Source organism: Caulobacter soli, assembly GCF_011045195.1.
Classification (GTDB): domain Bacteria; phylum Pseudomonadota; class Alphaproteobacteria; order Caulobacterales; family Caulobacteraceae; genus Caulobacter; species Caulobacter soli.
In genome coordinates, this window is sequence record NZ_CP049199.1 from 713,600 (window position 1) to 730,037 (window position 16,438).

A 16,438-nucleotide genomic window follows, 5' to 3' on the forward strand; every position below is an offset into this window, starting at 1 on the left:
GGCTCAGCGCTCCAGCAGAGCGTCGGCGATGCCGTCGACCTTGAGGTTGCCCTGGGCGACCAGGGCGCCGCGCGCAGTGATCGTCGCCTCCAGGACGCGGTCGTCGACCAACTCGGTGGAGACGCACATCACCTCTTCCAGGAACTTGTAGTCAGCGCGCACGGCCTCACGATCGACGCGGACCCGATGGCTGCTGGCGTGCAGGGCGTGCATCATCGCCACGTCCGGAACCGTGGCGCGGACCTCGGCCAGGATCTGCAGCACGCCCAGCCGTCGCGACGCGATCATCGCCCTTTCGATGGGGGTGCTCACGTGCGGCTCTCCAGCAGGTAGTTGGTCAGCCGGTCGACGGCCTTCTGGGTGTTTTCCTGGCCCTTCTCGACGCCGAGCAGGGTCGCGGCGTTGCCGTTGACCACGGCCTTCAGGTCGGAGAAGCCGTGCTCAAGGCGCTCGAAATCGGCGCGCTGCGGCAGCGCCTTCAGCTGCTCCTCCAACTTGGTCAGCCGGGTGTCGTGCTCATCGACGTCCTCGACCACGGTCGCCAGCCTGGACGAGGCTTCGGCGTCGGCCTTCTTCAGCAGGTCGACCGCCGCCGCGACGATCCGCTCGACCTCGTTCTTGGCCAGCTGCCGCAGCGACCAGGCGATCCACACGGTCAGGGCGTTCAGGACGATGACCAGGACCGGCCAGAACTTCAGGAAGGTCGTCACGCTTTACTCCGGGGTCGGGCACTGGGCCTTGGCGTCGTTGAACAGGCTGGCGGCTCGGCGGCCCCAGGCGATGATGGCGTCGAGGTAGTCGCCGCCGGTGTCGTTGTGGCGGAGCACCGCGTCGTCGGCCGGCTGGGGCTGAGCGCCCACGTCCTGGTCCAGCTCGGCCGGGCAGACCTTGCGTTCGACCGTCCGGGTCTCGATCACCGGATCCGGCGCGGGGCCGACCGGCTTAGGAGCCTCCGGCCCGCTGGCGCAGGCAAACAGCGTCACAGACGACAAGGCCGTCAGCATCACGAGGCGCACGCGCGAGGGCTGCAGCGGCATCGGCTTTCCTTTGGGTTTCGGTACGGACGCGCGTTTCGGCGCGGGTGATGGCGGCGGCCTGGTCCTTGCGGGCGGCCTGCAGGTCGGAGCGGGCGGCGTCGCGCTCGCCCAGGGCCACGTCGCGGGCGGTCACCACGGTCTTCACCGGGGTGCTGCAGACCATGCGCGCGGCGGCGATGTTCTCCGGCTTGGCGCTCAAGGCGTCGTCGCAGGCCTTGGCCATGACGGCGGCGGCGTGGTCGTTGGAGATCGCCGGGTCGCACAGGCGGCCGGGATCGACGATGTTGTTGGGCAGCAGAGCCGCGACGCAGGCCCGATGCTCGGCGTCCAGCTTGCGGTACTTGACCGCCTGGCCGTGCTCGACGGTGGCGAAGGTGATCAGGCCCACCAGGCCGACGGCCCCGAGGATGCCGATGTTGGTCGAGATGCTCACGAGGTCAGGCCTTCCTGCTTTTCCTTGGTGCGCTGGTGCCAGCCCAGGCCGACCAGGGCGCAGATCCCCAGCAGCTCGGTGGCGCTGAAGCCGTGGACCTGGCGGCCGAGAAGCGCGGCGATCGGCAGCACCACGCCGTGGACGAAGAGGATCGCCACGCCGACCCAGAGGCCGATCGGTCGGCCGCCGCGCACGATGAAGTCCCAGACGCCCTTGAAGGGCCGGCGCGGCGGCAGCGGGTCGTGGATAGAGGCGGCAGGCGCGACAGCGCCGGGCCCGCCCGCGATCGCGCGGCGGGTGGCGTCTATCGCCTCGTCGATGGTCCGATGCGCTTCCTCGAACGCGGCGGACTTGATGGCGTCGCGATCAAACATCGAGCACCCGCCGAGCCACGGCCAGGAGAGCGCGGCGCTCCTTCAGGCCTTTCTCGCCGCCGTTGATCGCCCGGGTCAGGCCGGTGAAATCGTTCAGATCGGCGAAGCGGTTGAGGTTGTTCATCCGCCAGTAGGCGCAGGCCGTGGCCAGTGCGCCGGCCGGGTCTTCGGCCATCTGCGGTTTGTCGACCAGCGGCCAACCCAGCAGCTTGCCCGCCTCGACATAGTTGTCCCTGCCGGTCAGCTGGATGAAGCCGCGACCACGGTAGCGCCAGCCGTCGTCGGGCGCGGTGTTGCCGTTTCGGTTGCGGTAAACGCTGTTGGCCAAGGCGGCCGGGCGGCGAACGAAGGGCTCGGCGGCGGCGGCTGTCTTGAACCGCTTTGGCCAGGTGTCCTGGATTGCGCCGGCCGTCGTGTAATTCAGGTTCTCGATGCGGACCGTGAAGCCCGTGCTCTCGTGCGCGCCCTGTGACAAGAAGAAGGCCAGGCGCAGCCCGCCGCCGTCCAGGATCCCGGCGCGCTCCATGTGCTGCAGGCCGTCCCGGCCCAGGAACGTCGCCAGGGTGAGCGGCCCGATCTTGGGCGACAGCGCCTTCAGCGCGTGTTCGAGACGACCAAGGAACGCTTCGCTCTGCGTAAGCGTATTGGCTTTCTGGTCAGGGGAAAGGGCGGCTTCCATGCCGCCGACCATGGCGATCCAGCTATGCTGGTCCCATGCTGAAGTATTTCAGCCTGCCTAGAACTTGGCGTTGAGGAAGCGGGTCGCGAGAGCCTTATGCTCCCGCACAAATGCGTCGGTGAAACCCTTTCGGTCAACCAACTCGTCAAGCAGGATGCGGACCGCCTCGGCTTCGGAGGTGTGACCATGGGAGCGCAGCAGCTCAACCGCACTACGCGCCAGCGTCATGTCACCCTCGAACGTATCGCCGGGCTCTACAGCTTGGGTGTCCGCCAGCTTCTCGCTCATGACCTATTCCCCGACTTCCAAAGCCGCCCGCAAGGCGACTTGCGCCGAGCCGATGAACTGCCGCCACACGAAGTGACAGGGATCCTTCCCATCATGTCCATCTGCAGGACGTTGCCCGTCGGAGCAAAGCGCCTCTATCGAGACACCATCAGACGATGTCCAAGTCTCCAAATCGTCTAGCGGATGGATGATGATGTTGCCGGGCTCAAGATCGTCAGGCCAGTAACCGCGCTCCTCACAAATCGCCCTGGCCGCGCGTTCGATCATGTCGGCGGTGATTGGAGTTTGCATCAGTCGAACAACCCTTTGGCCCTCGGCGCCCGACGGCGGTCGTCTTCGAGCACTTGGTAGATTCGGCGCTCGGAGAGGCGCACCTTCCTTGCGATTTTCGCCCGCGTCCAGCCCTTGGCGTCCAGGTCCAGGATCTCGGCGCGGCGGGCGGGCGTCATCGGCACCAGCAGCTGCTGCCCCGCGAAGGCGGTGGCCAGTTGGTCGGCGGCGGCCTGGCCGATCGCGACCGTCAGCGGATGATGTTGGCCGGGGCTGGCCGGGACGTAGATCCGAATCCCGCCGAACTGATCCGACAGCTTGCACACCGCCGCCTCGCCGATCAGGTCGATCAGCCCGGCCGTGGTGGTGACCTCGCCGCCCTCGATGTCGTGGACGCGTTTCAATGGATGACCTCGCCGGTCAACTCGGCCAGCGCCTGGCCGGCCTTAAGAAGCCGATGAGTGGCCTCTTGCAGGGCGCTTAGGCGCTCGCGGATCTTGCCGTGCGGCGACAGCAGCCAGCGGCGCTTGGCCTCGACCACGGCGGCCTCGACCACGGCGGCCTCGGCCGCGTCCCGCTCGGCGCGCGCCGCCGCGATCGCCGGCCAGGCCAGCAGGTCGATCACGGGTGCGGGCGCGCGCTCGGCCATCAGTTCAGCCGCTCGACCAGGTCGTGCTGGCGGATCTTGCGGCCCAGGCGACGGATCTGCTCGTCGGCGGCAGCCTCCAGCTCGGCGACCTCGGGGATCTCGCTGACCGGCGGCGTCTCGCGATCGGCGTCCGTCAGCAGGCCGGCGGTCTGCAGCTTGCCCAGCTGGGCGACGACCAGGCGCAATTTCAGGTTCAGGATCTGCAGGGGCTTCTTCACCCCGGCCAGATCCTGCGACCAGCCGTTGCGCTCGGCCATGGCCTTCAGCGCCTCGATCAGCTTGTAGTTCAGGCCCTGATCCATCCACTGCATCCGGGCGCAGCCCAGCTGGCGGGCGGCGAAGGCTTCCAGGGCGGGCTCGCCGGCGTCGCGGATCACGCCCAGCTCGTACAGCGACAGCCACAGGGCGCGGGCCTTCTTGGCGCTGGGGTGGTCAGCGGCGCGGCGCCCGTAGTGGTCGGGACGCGGGTGGGGGTTCGGAGTGTGGTTCCAGACGACCTTGGGCTTGAAGCCCTTGGCCCGCAGCTCGTCCAGCACCCGGGCCAGCTCGGCCCGATCCAGATCCTTGGAGCTGGTCTTGCCGTCGGCCAGGCGGACGAGGATGGCCTGATAGGTCTCGTCGTCCAGGCCGAGCTGGCGGCGGGCGGCCTGGACCGCGCCACGCATGCCGGCAAGCGGATCCGGAGCCTTGGCGGGCTTGGTGGCGCGGCGGGCGGTCATATCCGACCCTCCGCGCGCGCTTGGCGGACGGTGTCCATCACCCTCGTTGCGATCACCCGATAGTCCGAGCGAACGGTTTCCAGCTCGCGGGCCCAATCGGGATAGACCCCTAGAACGGGATGGCCCTCTGCCCCGATCTCACGGCAGCGCCTCCAAATCTCATCGAAGATGGCCTTCGCTGTGACCTCGGCTAGGGCGGCCTGACGCGAAGTTGCGACGACGGCGGTCATGCCCCGGCCTCGCGCAGCTCAGCGCCCGTCGCGACAAAGCGCACGTGGATCTCGTCGGCGAGCACCTCGGCCTCGCCATCGGGCAGGTGCTTGAGGCGGACCACCGTGTTCACCGGCTGGCCGTTGTCATCGACGAACCGCGCCGACCAGGTGGACTTGCCTCGGCTCAGCACGACCTTGGCCCTGGTCGGCGGCGTCCAGCCCAACCGGCCGGCCAGGTCGAACAGCGCCGCCACCGACGGACACCAGTCGACGTGCATGGTGCGCACGCTAGCGCGTTTGCGGGGACGGCGGCTCATCGGCCTTCCCCTTCCAAGACAGCGACTGCGATCAGCTCGTTGAGAGCATCGACAAGTCCATTGCGGGCGTTGGCGATCTGGATGTGGACGCCGCCGAGCAGCGCAACGACGTCATCGAGGCGAACCACGCCGCCAGGCTGCAGAAGCGATAGGCGCTCCAGAAGAGCGCGCGTCGCCAAGACATTGAGGGAGACGCGGACCAGTTCGTCGTCGATTGGATTTAACAGGTCGGAAATCTTGTTGGTGAGGCTCATTGGGCAACTCCAGACAGACGTCGGCCCTTGGCCTTGCGGAAGATCACACTGGCGGTGGCCTTCCAGACGGGGACGCGGTGGGTGGCGGCGAACACCGAAGCCTCGCCGGCCAGGGTGGGCAGCAGGCCGGTGATGGCCTGGACGAGGCCGGCCGGGCTGACCTGGGGGCCGCACTCTGGGTCGTGCAGTAGGTGGTCGACGGCGCGCACGTGGACGGCGTTGACCGGGCCCAGGCCGGCGTCGGTCAGGATCGTCAGGATCTGGATCGACTTCTCCCGGCCGCGTCGCGCGACCAGGTCAGCGATGCCGCGAACCGCGACGGTCTGGCCAGGCTTGTAGACCCCGGCGGCCGGCGGCGTGCGCAGGATCTCCACGCGGCTGGCGGCGCAGACCGCCTGCAGCTCGACCGCCTCGGCGTCGCCGGCCGTGATCTGGGCGTAGTGGATCTGCATGGGCGTCATGCCCAGGCGGTCGCGGTTGTGGCCAACGAAGGCGTTGGCGCGGGCGGCCTGGCTGATCCCCGGCACCACCATGATCGGGATGTACCCAATGCCAGGGTGGCTGGCGGCGGCGATCGCGGTGTGCTGGCCGTCGACGACCTCGAAACCGGCGGCCGTCTCGGCCACCACGGGCGGCTTGAAGCGGGCCCAATCCCACTCGCCGATGATCTTGCGGATCAGGCGGAGCGACTTGTCGCTCAGGCCGCGCTGGTAGGCTTCGTCGACCAGCAGCGACTTGGGATCGGCGGTCTCGAAGCGCGGGCGCAGGCCGGTGATCTTGGCGGGGATGACGTTGGCGATCGACACCGGCTTAACCTTCCGCACCTGGCTGGCCAGCCGCGAAGGCATGGAAGCTGCAGGGGGGGGGTACGGCCGGCGCGTCTTCGTCCGAGCGGCACAGGCGCGTCGCCTCGGTCAGACCGATCTGGCGGCTTTTCTCGACGGCCACCATGGGGGCCGGCAAAGCCAGGTCCTGCGGGCCTTCGAGCGCACGCTGCAGGCGCTGCGCATAGGCCGGGTCGGCGACGGCCACCTTGAACCCGCCCTGGGCGAGAACCGCCTCGACGTGCGCGGCGTCCTTCTTCGGGTCGATCCAGCCTTCTTCGTGAGTGCTCATCTTCGGCTTCCTGTCTGACCGCCTGGCGGTCAGGGACCGGAGGCGGCGGGCGATGCGGGGAGGATTGGCGAGGCGGCTATGAGCGGGCCCACAGCGGAAGCTTGCCGTTGGGCCTGACGGCCTTGTCGCGGGGCGGGCGCGGGCTGTAGGCGACCCGGGCGTGGTCGGGGCAGTAGGTCTCGACCGTGCGTCGGCCGCAGAAGCCGAAGCCGTCCGCAGCCGGGTCGCCGATCGGCCATTTGCAGGCGTGCCGGCCCAGGCCTTCCAGCGTCGTGGTCGGGGTGTCGACCAGCCGGAGCACCGGCTTGACCGTGGCCGGCGCCGAAGGAGGCGCGGCGGCGACTACCGTCCGCAGCTGGGCGTTGATCTGCCGGTTGCGGACCGACTTCGCATCCGCGCCGGCCGGACGGGACGGCTTGGCGACGACCTGGCTTCCAGGGCTGGACGCGGCCCGCCGGGTCTTCAAAAGACCAAGGCGTTGGACCTTGCCGATCACCGCGTTGCGGCTGACGTCGCCCAGCTGCTTGGCGATCTGAGTGGCGGAGTAGCCGTCGATCCACATCTTCTTCGCCGTGGCGGTGCGCTCGTCGGTCCAGCTCATGCCGTGGCCCCCAGCTCGATCTGGATGCGGTCGAACATCACGTCGAAACCGGTGCGGTGCTCGGCGGCCATGCGCCTGATGGCGGCCTCCATCGCCGTGACCGCGCCGGCCAGGACATCGGCCTCCATCGCCGTGACCGCGCCGGCCAGGACATCGGCCTCGATGTCGGTGACGACGGCCTCCAGGCCGAACCGGCGGCGGCGCGCCGAAATCTCGGCGATCAGGTTGATTTCGAAGTCCGACAGGGCGTCGGCGGCGATGTGCAGCAGGCCTTCGGCCAAGCTGTGGCGGGCGCGGATTTCCGGGCTCATGGCAGAACCTTTTCGAGGAAGCGGCGGGCGAAGTACTCGAAGGCCTTCCAGGCCAGTTCGAGCGGCGCGGCGATGAACCAGAGCGCACCGCCCAGGATCAGGACGGTGCGGCTGCGCGGCGTGTCGCGCAGGGTCATCAGGTAGAGCCAGGCGCCCAGCGCCCAGCTCCAGACGACGAAGATCGCGCCCCAGGTCATGGCAGCACCACGTCGGGCTTGATCCGGAATTCGATCTCACGGGCGTCGAACGCCGACACGCCCAGGATCTGCTCGCCGGTCGCGACGCTGAAGGCGTCGAAATAACGGTGCTGCAGGTTGAAGACGTGGTCGGAGTTGACCCACGACGGCGCGGGGCTGCGGCGATAGTCCGCGACCGTGTCGGGCCAGATCAGGCTGTACATCCGGCGCTTGTGCTGGCGACGCAGCACGGCGCCGCCCTGCATGGCCGTGAGGATCTTGCGCTGGCGCTCGGTCAGCGGCCGGGCCGACGACATCAGCACCGCCACCAGCTGGGCCTGATAGGCCTCCATGGTCAGGTCGCCGGCCGGGCCGGCGGCCAAGGCCTCGGGATTGGCGCGGATGAACGCCTCGACCTTGGACTGGGCCTCGGCGATCGCGGCCTTGATCGGCTGGATCTTGGCCTCGGCCGTCTCGCGGGCGGCGGTGATGAACTGCTCCAGGGCGGTCTCGATGCGCGAGACCTCCCGGGTGTTCTCACCGACCATCCGCACCAGGTCGTCGACCTCCTGGCGAGTCTGGGGCGTCGCCGCCGGTTGAAAGGTATGCAGGGTCACTGGAAACCCTCCTGGTTCAGGGGCCGCGCGCGGCGGACCGGGGTTGTCATGGGATGGTGGTGGGCGGCCTGGGCGGCGCGGCGCTGCAGGTAGCGGGCGAGATCGCCATCGCCCCGGCCGGCCAGCGGCCGAGGACGAGGCTGAAGGCGGACCTCCAGCACGAAGGTCAGCCAGCGGCGCAGGGCGGCGATCACGGGATCTGCTCCGCGACGTCGTCGGCCGGGTTGTAGTGGGCCAGCTCGTCGACGGTGACGGTTCCAGACAGGCCCCGGATCTCGTCGCCGATCGGCGGCTGATCCAGTGAGGCCAGGCCAACGGAGGTGATCCAGTAGCGGACCCTGACGAACCCGCCGTCCCGCTCATGGATCTCGGCGACACGGCCTTGCGTCACCAACCGGTCCCAGATCGATCCCCGGGGATCGCACGGGATGGCGAGGACGGCGGTATCGGGACTCGTGGCGCCGGCGGCGCGAAGCCCTTCGAGGCGGGTTCGAGTCGGAGACCCATCCAAGAAGGCCATCATGACCGGCCCTCCGCGCGCGCGATCGCGGCCTGGATCGCCGGAAGGGTGTCCAGGGCCGGGTCGCCCTTGTCGGGCATGCGGATGAAACCCAGCTCGGTCCCGTTGAGGATGAACTGCTCGGCCGCCCGCAAGGCGGCCAGCATCGCCGGGCCCGCCACCAGCAGCCGGATCAGGTCGTTGAACGTCTCCGGCGCGATGCTGCCCATGTCGTAGAGCAGCTTCAGCTGGTTCAGGTCCCGGCGCATGTCGCCGGCCAGGTGGGGGTTCACGGCCATGGCTCAGACGACTCCGATGTCGACGTCGCCCTGGGCGGCGGCGTCCTTGAGGTGGGCGAGGTGCAGCGGCACGCCTTCGCGGCGGGCCAGGAACGTCGCGCTGCGGCAGGTCTTGGTCAGGGTGCGCAGGGCGCCCTCGCGCCGCCCCAGCTCAAGGCAGAAGGCCAACTCGGGGCCCTTCTCGATCTTCCACGCCTCGGCGATGGCCAGGATGTCGTCCTTCAGCGCCGCGCGCTGGACCAACTTCACGCCCAGCCGGCTGTAGAGCTGGGCGTGGCGGCGCAGGTTGGTGATCAGCTCCAGGTGGCCTGACAGCACGATGCCGACGCCAGTCTCGTCGTGGATGCCGCGCAGCTCGTCGAACGCCTTGATCGACGCGTTCTGGGCGTCGTCGATCACGATGAGACCGTTGCGGCCCGCCACTTCGCTCATGACCAGGTCGGCCAAGTCGGCGGGGATCCCAGCCGCCTTGGTCTTGCCCATGGCCCGCAGCAGGGTGTTGAGCATCGTGGGCACGCCACCGTTTGACGGGCGGATCGTCGCGACCCAGACCCGTTCCGGCTGCATCGCCTTGAACTGTTTGATGGTCGCGGTCTTGCCGAGTCCTGGGACGGTCGCGACCGCCGCCATGTCCCCGGCTTGGGCGACCGCCATGGCCGTATGCATCCGCCTGGACGTGACCGTCTGGACGTAGCTGGGCACCGCCGGCATTTCGGCGGCCAGCTCCTCGCGCTCGCTCTCCGCGATGAAGTAGCGGTAGACCTTTCCGGCGACGCTCTGGTTGTCGCCGGCGTACTTGTCCGTGGTCCAGGCCTGGATGGTGGTGTCGCCAGCGCCGACCAGCAGGCCGACCTGCTTCCAGGTCAGCGCCTTGGCTTCGCGCAAAGTCTTCAGCCGATCGCGCAGATCGGCCATTTCCGGATCGCTGAACTCGGTCTTGCCGAGGGTGACGTTCATGCTACTCAACTCCTGTTGCTGCAGGGGCCGGTTGGCCCCGGACTACCCGGCCGCGAGGGGTTGCCGCCCCTCGCGGCCGATCTCATTCGACGACCCGCAGATGCGAGCGGTCGGGTTCGGGTGACTGCGGGAAGGCCGAGGCCATCTGATCCAGCATCGAAGCGCGGGCGGGCTTGGCGGCCGTGGCCGTCGCGCGCGCCACGGCGCGGCCCTGGGCGCGGACGGGGCGGATGACGGTGGGCTGGGGCACGTCGTCCTCGTCGTCCTCGGCCTCGGCGATGTCGCGGGCCATCTGGTCGACCATCTTCTGGGCGTCGTGCAGGTCCATGGCCGCGTAGAGTTCGCGGGTCTGGCGGCGCAGATCGGCCTCCTGGCGCATGCGGGTCTTGGCCGAGGTGATGTCCTGGAACCCGATGGCGGCCCGCAGCTGGGCGGTGCAGACGAACGCGCCGTCCGCGCCATAGACGTGGATGTCGTCGTGCAGGTTGTCGGGGTCGAAGCGGATCGTGACCTTCTGGCCGCGCACGCCGAACAGGTCGTCGTGCATGTATTCGTTGCCCATGAACCGGATCAGGCCGGTCAGCCGGTCGGCGGTGACCATGTCGGCGGTCAGCAGGGCCAGCTTCAGCTGCTCGGGCGTGGCCTTGCGGATCTCGGCGGACCGGTAGGAATCGAAGAACACCTGGTCGTAGCTGGCCTGGCCGCGCGCCATCTCGCTGCGGCGGCCCTTCTTGGCGTTGTGGAAGCCGATCAGCTGGCCGACGCGGGCGGTGAACACGTCCAGCGGCACGGCGGCGCTGCCGTAATTCTCCGGCTTGGCCATCGGGTTGTTGCCGGTGTAGGCGCCGGCGAACACCACGTCCTTGGCGCCGTGTTCGCAAAGGATCTTGAACGCCCGCTCGATCGGCTTGGAGCTGCCGCGATAGGGCAGCGCCCAGTGCACGTTGATCGACAGGGCCGGCAGCAGGCCGGTGGGCTCGTCCTTGCGGATCTTGAACCTGAAGCGGGTCTGGGCGCCGCCCGTGATCCACTTGCTGGCGAACGCCCGGCCATTGTCCAGCAGACAGCCCTGCGGGATGCCGTGGTTCTTGAACAGATCGGCGAAGGCCAGGCGGGTCAACACCGCCGATTCCGACGGGCCGATGCGCCAGGCCAGGATCTTGCGGCTGAAGACATCCTGGATCGCCACCATCATCGGGCGGGCGACCGTGTTGTCGGGCCAGCGGACGAAGACGTCCCACAGGTGGCCGTCGATATTGACCAGCTGCAGGGCCGACAGGCCGGCCACCGAGCGCTTTTGCGACGGCAGGGTCTGGCGCAGGGCGTCGTCGCCCTCGCGCTTGGCGATCACGATCCGGGGGTCGATGTCGCGCTCGACCCGGCGACGGAACGTCTTGATGTGCGGCACCGTCACGCCGTTGGGCGTGCAGTAGTCGCGGACCATGCCGTCGTAGCAATTGGTCCAGGACCGCTTCTCGGGGGCCAGGTAGAGGCTCAGGAACCACTTCCACGCCCCGGCGTCGATCTCGGCGTCCGCGCCGCCGCCGACCCGGCTGGGAGCCAGACGCGGCAACCAGTCGTCGTACCGCGCGCCGGCCACGAAGCCGCGCCAGCTGTGAATGGTGGCGGGGCTGACCTTGTAGTCGGCGGCCACGCAGGCCACGGCCGCGGTGAGGGTCGAGCCGGTCCGATTGACCAGATTTTCGACCGCTTCCAGCACCTTCAGGCGCTTCTTGGCCTCGTCCTTGACCTTGTCGGTCTGGCCGTCGAACCACGCCCAGCGCTGGGCGCGTTCGTCGGTGTCCGGTCCGACGGGCTGCGGGGCCGAGAAGGTCTGCGGCGCCGGGGTCAGGCCCCGGCGGATCAGTTCCAGCGACGCGACCTGGGGTAGCACGGCGACGTGGTACTCGAACCCGCCGCCCTTGCCGGCCCGCTTGCGAAACAGCGGCCGGCCGGCCGCGTCGCTGCGCAGCACCCACTTCTGGGCCTCGGCCAGCTCGTTGATCTTGCGCTTGGCGCCGGGCAGGCCCGGCAGCTTCAGCTCCGCCAGCTCGGCCGCGCCAAACCAGAAGCCCTTCCCCCCGAGGTGGTTCATTTGCGGGCGCCTCCCCGGACGATCTCGGGGGCCAGCTTCCGAAGCTCGCGCTCCCGGGCCGCGAGGCGTTCCTGCTGGGCTTTGATGTTGCCCAGCTCGACGGTGTAGATTTCCTCGCCGATGACGATCTGGCACCCGATCAGGGCGCACAGCCGGGCCAGCACGTCGTGGCGCTGGGTCTCGGCGATCAGGGCGAAGAAACGGCCGGCGCTGATGTTGTGTTCGCCGCTGGCCTCGCTGGCGTATTTGTCCAGCATCCACTTGCTGACTTCGTCGTCGATCAGGCGCGACATGCCGGCGGCAACGCTGAAGCGGTCCCGGGGCTCGTCCTTCAGGATCTGAGCGACGGCCGACGCGACCTTCTTCTCGATGCCGGCCAGGGCGCCGTCGCTGGCGGCCGGCGTGGGCACATCGAAACTGAACGACGGCTGGGCCGTGTCGTAGGCTGGGCGGCGCTTGGGCGATTTGCTCATGCGAACCGCCGGCCGCTGGGGAGTTCACTACGGTCGCGGCGCGAAGGGCCGGCGTACTTCAGGACGGTCTGGTAGGCGACGCCCAGGCGATCGGCGATCTCGTAGTAGGACACGCGCTCATCGGCCAAGACGACCATCTGCCGGCGCAGCTCTTCGGGCGTGCGAGGCTGCGGCTCCCGGTCGGGAACCGGCAAGCCGAGGATCCGGGCGCGGACGACGCTGCGATAGATGGCGTGCCGGGTGACGCCGAAGCGCTCGCCCACCTCGCGAAGGTTCAGACCGGCGTCGAGCAGGGCCAGACGTTCGGTGATGAGGGTCGGGATCCGGGCCGCCGGGCCCAGCTCGGCGACCCACTCGGCTTCGCGACGGCCCGAGCCCTCGGCCAGGTCGGCCAGGGTGTCGCCACAGGCCAGGCACTCCAGCGCCCAGGCGCGCTCTTCGGCGTCGATGGGGCGGGTCATCGGCCAAGCCTCGCGAGGGCTTCGACGCCAGCGGGGTCGGTGAGGGTTCCGTTGGGCCCGACCCACTTGGCGCGGCACACGTGATCGACGGCCTTCCGGCGCAGGTAGAAGGCGGTGACCGCATCAGCACCCCGATCGCCGACACCGACGTCGGTCATGACCGAGCGGCCAGCTTCGGCCAGACGCAACACCGTCAGAATTTCCAGATCGATCTCAGCCATCGTCGCGCGCTCCCAAGTCCAGGGTCACGCCGGTGGGCAGGCCGATCTTGGCGATCTCGGCCAGGGCCAGGCGACGTTCGCGCGCGCCCATCCGGCTCCAGCCGGCGACGAAGGCGTTGAAGGCCTTGTCCGCCGCGCTGGGCTTGGGCTTCTGGCTGCGCAGGGCCAGGGCGGCGGTCACGTCCTTGACCCCGTCGTCGACGATCATACTGGCCACGGCCCGCTGGTCGCCCTCGGCCAGCTTGGCCAAGGCCCGCAGCTGGCTCGCGTTCTTGGCCACCGGGTGGGCGCGTAGCTGGGCGACGACGTCGGGGCGAAGACCCCGGTGAAGTTCGAGGTCGCGCCGGATCGTGCGTTCGTTGAAGCCGAGCGCTTCGGCGGCCTCCGTCGTGAAGCCGTATGCGGCGGACATCGTGTCCGACGCATCCGAGACGTCCGCCTGCAGGCGCTGTGACCACCGTGCAGTCGCGGCAATAGATTGGGGCGTCGCATCGGCGGCGACGCCCGCCTTGGCCTTCAAAAGCTGCAGATGCCGACCGATAAAGGCCGCGCGGTCGATGGGCGACAGCTCGACTGAGAAGAGTTGCGCCGACACTTCCCGAAGCGCGCGATCAATCGCGTTCGCACCGACGATCAGCGCCTTGACCTTTGGCCAACCGTTGATCTTCACCGCCTCCAGGCGGTGCGCGCCCTCGACCAGGTGAAAGCCTGCCCGGCCGGGCAGTCGGCACACCTCGATCGGCTCCTCCTGGCCCGCCTCGGAGGCCAGCATCACCGCCGCCAGACCTTCAGCAGCTACCTGGCTGACGGGCCGGATACGATCTCCGACCTCCACCTGATCGGTAGGGATCCAGTAGACCTCAGCTGCGACTTCTAGGGCGTCAGCGGGCGCCGTGTTTGGGACATCGCGCGCCATGTCTATCGAGCCTCAGCCGATAGACGGTGCGCGGCCGTCGATTCTCGCCTATTTTGGTCACGAACGTGACGACGCCGAATGCGGCGACCGTCTTTGTCGTAACGGCTTGGCCAGATTTTATGGAGGGGAACGCCGATCTGATCCGAGATCGCCTTGTCAGCACGAGGCGTGGGTTTGCGGAGCGAGTTGCGACAAGCGCTTTCCGACAGCCCGTGCTTGAGCGCGAGCGCGGTCATCGTGACGTCGGTCTTTTCGACCGCCGCCTTCACGTCTGCGGGATGCCAGTCTCGTCGGGTCACGGGTGTGTCTTTCACTCACGAATGTGACCATTTCACATACGTGCGTGAGTCACGTCAAGCGTCGGCTTGTCGCATGGAGGAGTCGCGCGCCTTTGATCTCGAAGCTTTCGCTCAGCGCCTTCGCGAGTTGATCGCGCCGGAGAAGCCGACGGCGTTCGCCGAGCGGGCCGGTGTGAAGCAGCCGACGCTGTTCAAATACCTGCGTCCGCCGGCCAACCTGTCGCCGAGCCTGGACATCGTGGCCAAGCTGGCCGAGGCAGGTGGATGCTCGATTGACTGGCTCGTTTGGGCGCGCGGCGAAGGGCCTGAGGCCGCGACTGGCTTCGTCAAGATTCCGCGCTTCGCCGGCACGCTGGCCGCTGGCGCCGGATCCTGGAATGAGGGCCGTCGTCAGCTCGACTACATCCCCTTCACCAGCGAGTTTCTTCGCAAGCGCTTTGGCCGCACGTCAGCCAACGGACTGTCGATCCTGGAGGCGCGTGGAGACTCGATGGAGGCGACGATCGCGGACGGCGGCTTGCTGCTAATCGACGAGACCGACCGGCGGATTGTGGACGGGATTTTCGCGTTCACCTTGGACGGCGATGCTCGTGTGAAGCGAATCCGCAAGCTCACTGACGGATTGATGCTAATTTCCGACAATCCGGCCTATCCACCCGAGACTGTCTCGGGCGAGGATCTGGCCAAGCTGCAGATCATTGGACGGGTTCTATGGGTGGGGCAGACACTGTGAATGACGGAACTCAACGACCGAAGCTGGTGATGACCTGGTGGAAGGTTGGCCTGTTCGTGTTCCTGGTCGCCTTGATGGCTCTGCCGGCCGCGATCGTGGTGAAAGCCGCCCTGAGCTAGCCGTGGTCGAACTGTCTGACGCCCAGCTGGCGCGACAGGCGTTCGATCAGGTTTGCGACGATCTGCCGTCCGGCTTCATCGACCGCGACGTCATCTTCCACCATTGGTTTGCGGAGTTCGAGACGGGTAGTGCCCACCCTGGGCATGGACTCATTCCGCTTTTGCCGCGCCTTGAGGCGTGGCCCTCTCCAACATCGTTGTTCATCTGCGACCAACTCTGGAGCCGTGAGCGTCGGACGGCCACGCTGCCGCACCTGTTCTTCCGGACGGTCATGAGCCACGCACAACGGCTCGGCAGATTGCAGCGGGAAGCCCGTACCTCCGCAACGTTCCCGTTCGCCCAGTACCTAGCAACGCCCGCGTCCCATCCTACCCACAGAGCGTTCGACGGTGTTGTTCTGCGGGTCGCGGACCCATGGTGGATCGACCATACGCCGCCGATCGGCTGGGGCTGCGTTTGCGGTAGGCGCGTGCTGAACGCTCGGATGATCGCGCGCGAGGATCTCAAGGTTTGGCTGGGGCCGCCGCTTTAGATGTTCCCTTCTTGTTCTCACCTCCCCGCAGGCGTAAACCGCCGTCATGGGCGGCCAGAATCCTGAATATGCCGCGACGCCCGTAATACCGGCGGCGGCGCTGACCCTGGCCGAGATGCTCGTCCAGGGCTGGGCCCTGCGCACCCAGTGCAAGAAGTGCGGCACCGTCCTGAAGGTCCATCTGCCGTCGGCGATCGCCGTCCTGGGCGCCGAGGCCATCCCCTGGGGGCGGACGCCGCCCTGCCAGGTGGTCAGCGACCACCGCTTCCCCTGCGAAGGCCGGCTCACCTATCTGGCCCGCACCAAGCCGCACACCGCCTGGAAGCCCCTGCACAAGGTCGCCGACCGCGAGCTGGCCATACTGCGCGACAACCGCATCGCGCGGGTCCGCCACTCGCGCCAGGGCGCCGACGACTAGGTCGTCGCCGGCGGCGGAAAAAGGGTCCCAGTTCCAGAGTGGGTATGGCGCCCGTTCTCGGTGGTCCGACCTCGCCAAAACCCTTGATTCCCTTGGCGGTAGAGAAACTGGGCCCCCGTTTTGACAACTGGGCCCGCTGGGGTCCCAGTTCGCCATGTCGATCGACGCCCGCTTCGCCCCTGCAGGGCGGCCCGGACCGCGTCCTGGGCGTCGCCTAAACCCTTGCTAAGAAAGGCTTAGGGCCGTTTTAGGGGGCTCTTAAGGCGACGCGCCCCAACCTGGCCCCGACTCCAGCCGAACCTGTCGTTCCGGTGTCAATTTGGCCGTTCACTCTAGACAGTCCCGAAGCGATCGAAGACCGG

The 16,438-nt window shown here is 68.3% G+C and carries 32 protein-coding genes; 3 read left to right on the forward strand and 29 right to left on the reverse strand.

The features are described 5' to 3' along the window. Positions 1–3 precede the first annotated feature (3 nt). From G3M62_RS03445 to G3M62_RS26865, 29 genes are all read right to left on the reverse strand, one after another. Complete coding sequence (locus G3M62_RS03445) at positions 4–312, reverse strand: hypothetical protein (protein WP_165184742.1); 309 nt, start codon at positions 310–312, stop codon at positions 4–6. Further along, positions 309–710: a DUF2730 family protein gene (locus G3M62_RS03450; RefSeq protein WP_165184744.1), complete on the reverse strand. Its 402-nt coding sequence runs from the start codon at positions 708–710 to the stop codon at positions 309–311. Before G3M62_RS03450 ends, G3M62_RS03445 begins: the two co-directional genes overlap by 4 nt. A gap of 3 nt (positions 711–713) precedes the next feature. After that, positions 714–1,037 carry a hypothetical protein gene (locus tag G3M62_RS03455; RefSeq protein ID WP_165184745.1) on the reverse strand — a complete coding sequence of 108 codons (324 nt, stop codon included), beginning with the start codon at positions 1,035–1,037 and terminating at the stop codon, positions 714–716. After that, on the reverse strand, positions 943–1,470 hold the full coding sequence (locus G3M62_RS03460) for a hypothetical protein (protein WP_165184747.1): 528 nt from the start codon (positions 1,468–1,470) through the stop codon (positions 943–945). The genes G3M62_RS03455 and G3M62_RS03460 overlap by 95 nt, the downstream gene beginning before the upstream one ends. Next, positions 1,467–1,844 (reverse strand): hypothetical protein, encoded by a 378-nt coding sequence (locus G3M62_RS03465; protein WP_165184748.1) that lies wholly within the window; start codon positions 1,842–1,844, stop codon positions 1,467–1,469. Before G3M62_RS03465 ends, G3M62_RS03460 begins: the two co-directional genes overlap by 4 nt. Then, entirely contained in the window at positions 1,837–2,523 is a 687-nt protein-coding gene (locus G3M62_RS03470; protein WP_165184750.1) for a glycoside hydrolase family 19 protein, read from the reverse strand. The genes G3M62_RS03465 and G3M62_RS03470 overlap by 8 nt, the downstream gene beginning before the upstream one ends. 57 nt (positions 2,524–2,580) lie before the next feature. Next, positions 2,581–2,811, reverse strand: coding sequence for a hypothetical protein (locus G3M62_RS03475; protein ID WP_165184751.1), 231 nt, complete (start codon positions 2,809–2,811; stop codon positions 2,581–2,583). Between the two features lie 3 nt (positions 2,812–2,814). Then, entirely contained in the window at positions 2,815–3,102 is a 288-nt protein-coding gene (locus tag G3M62_RS03480) for a hypothetical protein (RefSeq protein WP_165184753.1), read from the reverse strand. After that, positions 3,102–3,485: a Mor transcription activator family protein gene (locus G3M62_RS03485; protein ID WP_165184754.1), complete on the reverse strand. Its 384-nt coding sequence runs from the start codon at positions 3,483–3,485 to the stop codon at positions 3,102–3,104. The genes G3M62_RS03480 and G3M62_RS03485 overlap by 1 nt, the downstream gene beginning before the upstream one ends. Next, positions 3,482–3,730: a hypothetical protein gene (locus G3M62_RS03490; RefSeq protein WP_165184756.1), complete on the reverse strand. Its 249-nt coding sequence runs from the start codon at positions 3,728–3,730 to the stop codon at positions 3,482–3,484. Before G3M62_RS03490 ends, G3M62_RS03485 begins: the two co-directional genes overlap by 4 nt. Continuing rightward, complete coding sequence (locus tag G3M62_RS03495; protein WP_165184757.1) at positions 3,730–4,449, reverse strand: gp16 family protein; 720 nt, start codon at positions 4,447–4,449, stop codon at positions 3,730–3,732. The genes G3M62_RS03490 and G3M62_RS03495 overlap by 1 nt, the downstream gene beginning before the upstream one ends. A 226-nt stretch (positions 4,450–4,675) precedes the next feature. Beyond that, on the reverse strand, positions 4,676–4,978 hold the full coding sequence (locus G3M62_RS03500; RefSeq protein WP_165184759.1) for a hypothetical protein: 303 nt from the start codon (positions 4,976–4,978) through the stop codon (positions 4,676–4,678). Further along, positions 4,975–5,232 carry a hypothetical protein gene (locus G3M62_RS03505; RefSeq protein ID WP_165184760.1) on the reverse strand — a complete coding sequence of 86 codons (258 nt, stop codon included), beginning with the start codon at positions 5,230–5,232 and terminating at the stop codon, positions 4,975–4,977. Before G3M62_RS03505 ends, G3M62_RS03500 begins: the two co-directional genes overlap by 4 nt. Beyond that, complete coding sequence (locus tag G3M62_RS03510) at positions 5,229–6,080, reverse strand: DUF6551 family protein (protein WP_165184762.1); 852 nt, start codon at positions 6,078–6,080, stop codon at positions 5,229–5,231. Before G3M62_RS03510 ends, G3M62_RS03505 begins: the two co-directional genes overlap by 4 nt. Continuing rightward, positions 6,043–6,348 carry a hypothetical protein gene (locus tag G3M62_RS03515; protein ID WP_165184764.1) on the reverse strand — a complete coding sequence of 102 codons (306 nt, stop codon included), beginning with the start codon at positions 6,346–6,348 and terminating at the stop codon, positions 6,043–6,045. Before G3M62_RS03515 ends, G3M62_RS03510 begins: the two co-directional genes overlap by 38 nt. A gap of 76 nt (positions 6,349–6,424) precedes the next feature. Further along, a complete protein-coding gene (locus G3M62_RS03520; protein ID WP_165184765.1) occupies positions 6,425–6,949 on the reverse strand; it encodes a GcrA family cell cycle regulator in 525 nt (174 codons plus the stop codon). Beyond that, positions 6,946–7,260: a hypothetical protein gene (locus G3M62_RS03525; protein ID WP_165184767.1), complete on the reverse strand. Its 315-nt coding sequence runs from the start codon at positions 7,258–7,260 to the stop codon at positions 6,946–6,948. Before G3M62_RS03525 ends, G3M62_RS03520 begins: the two co-directional genes overlap by 4 nt. Then, positions 7,257–7,457 (reverse strand): hypothetical protein, encoded by a 201-nt coding sequence (locus G3M62_RS03530; RefSeq protein ID WP_165184768.1) that lies wholly within the window; start codon positions 7,455–7,457, stop codon positions 7,257–7,259. The genes G3M62_RS03525 and G3M62_RS03530 overlap by 4 nt, the downstream gene beginning before the upstream one ends. Next, the gene (locus G3M62_RS03535) at positions 7,454–8,053 is read right to left on the reverse strand and encodes a host-nuclease inhibitor Gam family protein (protein ID WP_165184770.1); all 600 of its coding nucleotides are present in this window, start codon (positions 8,051–8,053) and stop codon (positions 7,454–7,456) included. The genes G3M62_RS03530 and G3M62_RS03535 overlap by 4 nt, the downstream gene beginning before the upstream one ends. Beyond that, a complete protein-coding gene (locus G3M62_RS03540; protein WP_165184771.1) occupies positions 8,050–8,247 on the reverse strand; it encodes a hypothetical protein in 198 nt (65 codons plus the stop codon). The genes G3M62_RS03535 and G3M62_RS03540 overlap by 4 nt, the downstream gene beginning before the upstream one ends. After that, a complete protein-coding gene (locus G3M62_RS03545) occupies positions 8,244–8,444 on the reverse strand; it encodes a hypothetical protein (RefSeq protein ID WP_165184773.1) in 201 nt (66 codons plus the stop codon). Before G3M62_RS03545 ends, G3M62_RS03540 begins: the two co-directional genes overlap by 4 nt. 128 nt (positions 8,445–8,572) lie before the next feature. Further along, a complete protein-coding gene (locus G3M62_RS03550; protein ID WP_165183844.1) occupies positions 8,573–8,851 on the reverse strand; it encodes a hypothetical protein in 279 nt (92 codons plus the stop codon). A gap of 3 nt (positions 8,852–8,854) precedes the next feature. Then, positions 8,855–9,808, reverse strand: a complete 954-nt coding sequence (locus G3M62_RS03555) for an AAA family ATPase (RefSeq protein WP_165184775.1) — start codon at positions 9,806–9,808, stop codon at positions 8,855–8,857. An 82-nt stretch (positions 9,809–9,890) separates the two neighbouring features. After that, positions 9,891–11,903, reverse strand: coding sequence for a transposase domain-containing protein (locus G3M62_RS03560; protein WP_165184776.1), 2,013 nt, complete (start codon positions 11,901–11,903; stop codon positions 9,891–9,893). Further along, positions 11,900–12,376 carry a hypothetical protein gene (locus G3M62_RS03565; RefSeq protein ID WP_165184778.1) on the reverse strand — a complete coding sequence of 159 codons (477 nt, stop codon included), beginning with the start codon at positions 12,374–12,376 and terminating at the stop codon, positions 11,900–11,902. Before G3M62_RS03565 ends, G3M62_RS03560 begins: the two co-directional genes overlap by 4 nt. Further along, positions 12,373–12,837, reverse strand: coding sequence for a helix-turn-helix domain-containing protein (locus tag G3M62_RS03570; RefSeq protein ID WP_165184779.1), 465 nt, complete (start codon positions 12,835–12,837; stop codon positions 12,373–12,375). Before G3M62_RS03570 ends, G3M62_RS03565 begins: the two co-directional genes overlap by 4 nt. Beyond that, positions 12,834–13,058: a hypothetical protein gene (locus G3M62_RS03575; protein WP_165184781.1), complete on the reverse strand. Its 225-nt coding sequence runs from the start codon at positions 13,056–13,058 to the stop codon at positions 12,834–12,836. Before G3M62_RS03575 ends, G3M62_RS03570 begins: the two co-directional genes overlap by 4 nt. After that, the gene (locus G3M62_RS03580; protein ID WP_165184782.1) at positions 13,051–13,974 is read right to left on the reverse strand and encodes a ParB N-terminal domain-containing protein; all 924 of its coding nucleotides are present in this window, start codon (positions 13,972–13,974) and stop codon (positions 13,051–13,053) included. Before G3M62_RS03580 ends, G3M62_RS03575 begins: the two co-directional genes overlap by 8 nt. A 2-nt stretch (positions 13,975–13,976) precedes the next feature. Further along, positions 13,977–14,288, reverse strand: a complete 312-nt coding sequence (locus tag G3M62_RS26865; RefSeq protein WP_425483822.1) for a helix-turn-helix domain-containing protein — start codon at positions 14,286–14,288, stop codon at positions 13,977–13,979. Between the two features lie 58 nt (positions 14,289–14,346). Here G3M62_RS26865 and G3M62_RS03590 point away from each other — a divergent pair, with 58 nt between their 5' ends. The 3 genes from G3M62_RS03590 (at position 14,347) to G3M62_RS03600 (ending at position 16,076) form a co-directional block, all read left to right on the forward strand. Continuing rightward, on the forward strand, positions 14,347–15,006 hold the full coding sequence (locus tag G3M62_RS03590) for an XRE family transcriptional regulator (RefSeq protein WP_165184785.1): 660 nt from the start codon (positions 14,347–14,349) through the stop codon (positions 15,004–15,006). A gap of 121 nt (positions 15,007–15,127) precedes the next feature. Next, entirely contained in the window at positions 15,128–15,658 is a 531-nt protein-coding gene (locus G3M62_RS03595; protein WP_165184787.1) for a phage head morphogenesis protein, read from the forward strand. A gap of 46 nt (positions 15,659–15,704) precedes the next feature. Beyond that, positions 15,705–16,076, forward strand: a complete 372-nt coding sequence (locus tag G3M62_RS03600) for a hypothetical protein (RefSeq protein WP_165184788.1) — start codon at positions 15,705–15,707, stop codon at positions 16,074–16,076. Positions 16,077–16,438: the final 362 nt, after the last annotated feature.

What these genes read in the sequence shown, in the direction of transcription:
- G3M62_RS03575 (WP_165184781.1), bottom strand. Translation starts at nt 13,058, where the DNA reads ATGGCTGAGATCGATCTGGAAATTCTGACGGTGTTGCGTCTGGCCGAA.
- G3M62_RS03495 (WP_165184757.1), bottom strand. Translation starts at nt 4,449, where the DNA reads ATGACCGCCCGCCGCGCCACCAAGCCCGCCAAGGCTCCGGATCCGCTT.
- G3M62_RS03560 (WP_165184776.1), bottom strand. Translation starts at nt 11,903, where the DNA reads ATGAACCACCTCGGGGGGAAGGGCTTCTGGTTTGGCGCGGCCGAGCTG.
- G3M62_RS03590 (WP_165184785.1), top strand. Translation starts at nt 14,347, where the DNA reads ATGGAGGAGTCGCGCGCCTTTGATCTCGAAGCTTTCGCTCAGCGCCTT.
- G3M62_RS03470 (WP_165184750.1), bottom strand. Translation starts at nt 2,523, where the DNA reads ATGGAAGCCGCCCTTTCCCCTGACCAGAAAGCCAATACGCTTACGCAG.
- G3M62_RS03570 (WP_165184779.1), bottom strand. Translation starts at nt 12,837, where the DNA reads ATGACCCGCCCCATCGACGCCGAAGAGCGCGCCTGGGCGCTGGAGTGC.
- G3M62_RS03510 (WP_165184762.1), bottom strand. Translation starts at nt 6,080, where the DNA reads ATGCCTTCGCGGCTGGCCAGCCAGGTGCGGAAGGTTAAGCCGGTGTCG.
- G3M62_RS03465 (WP_165184748.1), bottom strand. Translation starts at nt 1,844, where the DNA reads ATGTTTGATCGCGACGCCATCAAGTCCGCCGCGTTCGAGGAAGCGCAT.
- G3M62_RS03475 (WP_165184751.1), bottom strand. Translation starts at nt 2,811, where the DNA reads ATGAGCGAGAAGCTGGCGGACACCCAAGCTGTAGAGCCCGGCGATACG.
- G3M62_RS03600 (WP_165184788.1), top strand. Translation starts at nt 15,705, where the DNA reads ATGGGCGGCCAGAATCCTGAATATGCCGCGACGCCCGTAATACCGGCG.
- G3M62_RS03480 (WP_165184753.1), bottom strand. Translation starts at nt 3,102, where the DNA reads ATGCAAACTCCAATCACCGCCGACATGATCGAACGCGCGGCCAGGGCG.
- G3M62_RS03580 (WP_165184782.1), bottom strand. Translation starts at nt 13,974, where the DNA reads ATGGCGCGCGATGTCCCAAACACGGCGCCCGCTGACGCCCTAGAAGTC.
- G3M62_RS03505 (WP_165184760.1), bottom strand. Translation starts at nt 5,232, where the DNA reads ATGAGCCTCACCAACAAGATTTCCGACCTGTTAAATCCAATCGACGAC.
- G3M62_RS03530 (WP_165184768.1), bottom strand. Translation starts at nt 7,457, where the DNA reads ATGACCTGGGGCGCGATCTTCGTCGTCTGGAGCTGGGCGCTGGGCGCC.
- G3M62_RS03565 (WP_165184778.1), bottom strand. Translation starts at nt 12,376, where the DNA reads ATGAGCAAATCGCCCAAGCGCCGCCCAGCCTACGACACGGCCCAGCCG.
- G3M62_RS03515 (WP_165184764.1), bottom strand. Translation starts at nt 6,348, where the DNA reads ATGAGCACTCACGAAGAAGGCTGGATCGACCCGAAGAAGGACGCCGCG.
- G3M62_RS03490 (WP_165184756.1), bottom strand. Translation starts at nt 3,730, where the DNA reads ATGGCCGAGCGCGCGCCCGCACCCGTGATCGACCTGCTGGCCTGGCCG.
- G3M62_RS03520 (WP_165184765.1), bottom strand. Translation starts at nt 6,949, where the DNA reads ATGAGCTGGACCGACGAGCGCACCGCCACGGCGAAGAAGATGTGGATC.
- G3M62_RS03555 (WP_165184775.1), bottom strand. Translation starts at nt 9,808, where the DNA reads ATGAACGTCACCCTCGGCAAGACCGAGTTCAGCGATCCGGAAATGGCC.
- G3M62_RS03455 (WP_165184745.1), bottom strand. Translation starts at nt 1,037, where the DNA reads ATGCCGCTGCAGCCCTCGCGCGTGCGCCTCGTGATGCTGACGGCCTTG.
- G3M62_RS03550 (WP_165183844.1), bottom strand. Translation starts at nt 8,851, where the DNA reads ATGGCCGTGAACCCCCACCTGGCCGGCGACATGCGCCGGGACCTGAAC.
- G3M62_RS03500 (WP_165184759.1), bottom strand. Translation starts at nt 4,978, where the DNA reads ATGAGCCGCCGTCCCCGCAAACGCGCTAGCGTGCGCACCATGCACGTC.
- G3M62_RS03525 (WP_165184767.1), bottom strand. Translation starts at nt 7,260, where the DNA reads ATGAGCCCGGAAATCCGCGCCCGCCACAGCTTGGCCGAAGGCCTGCTG.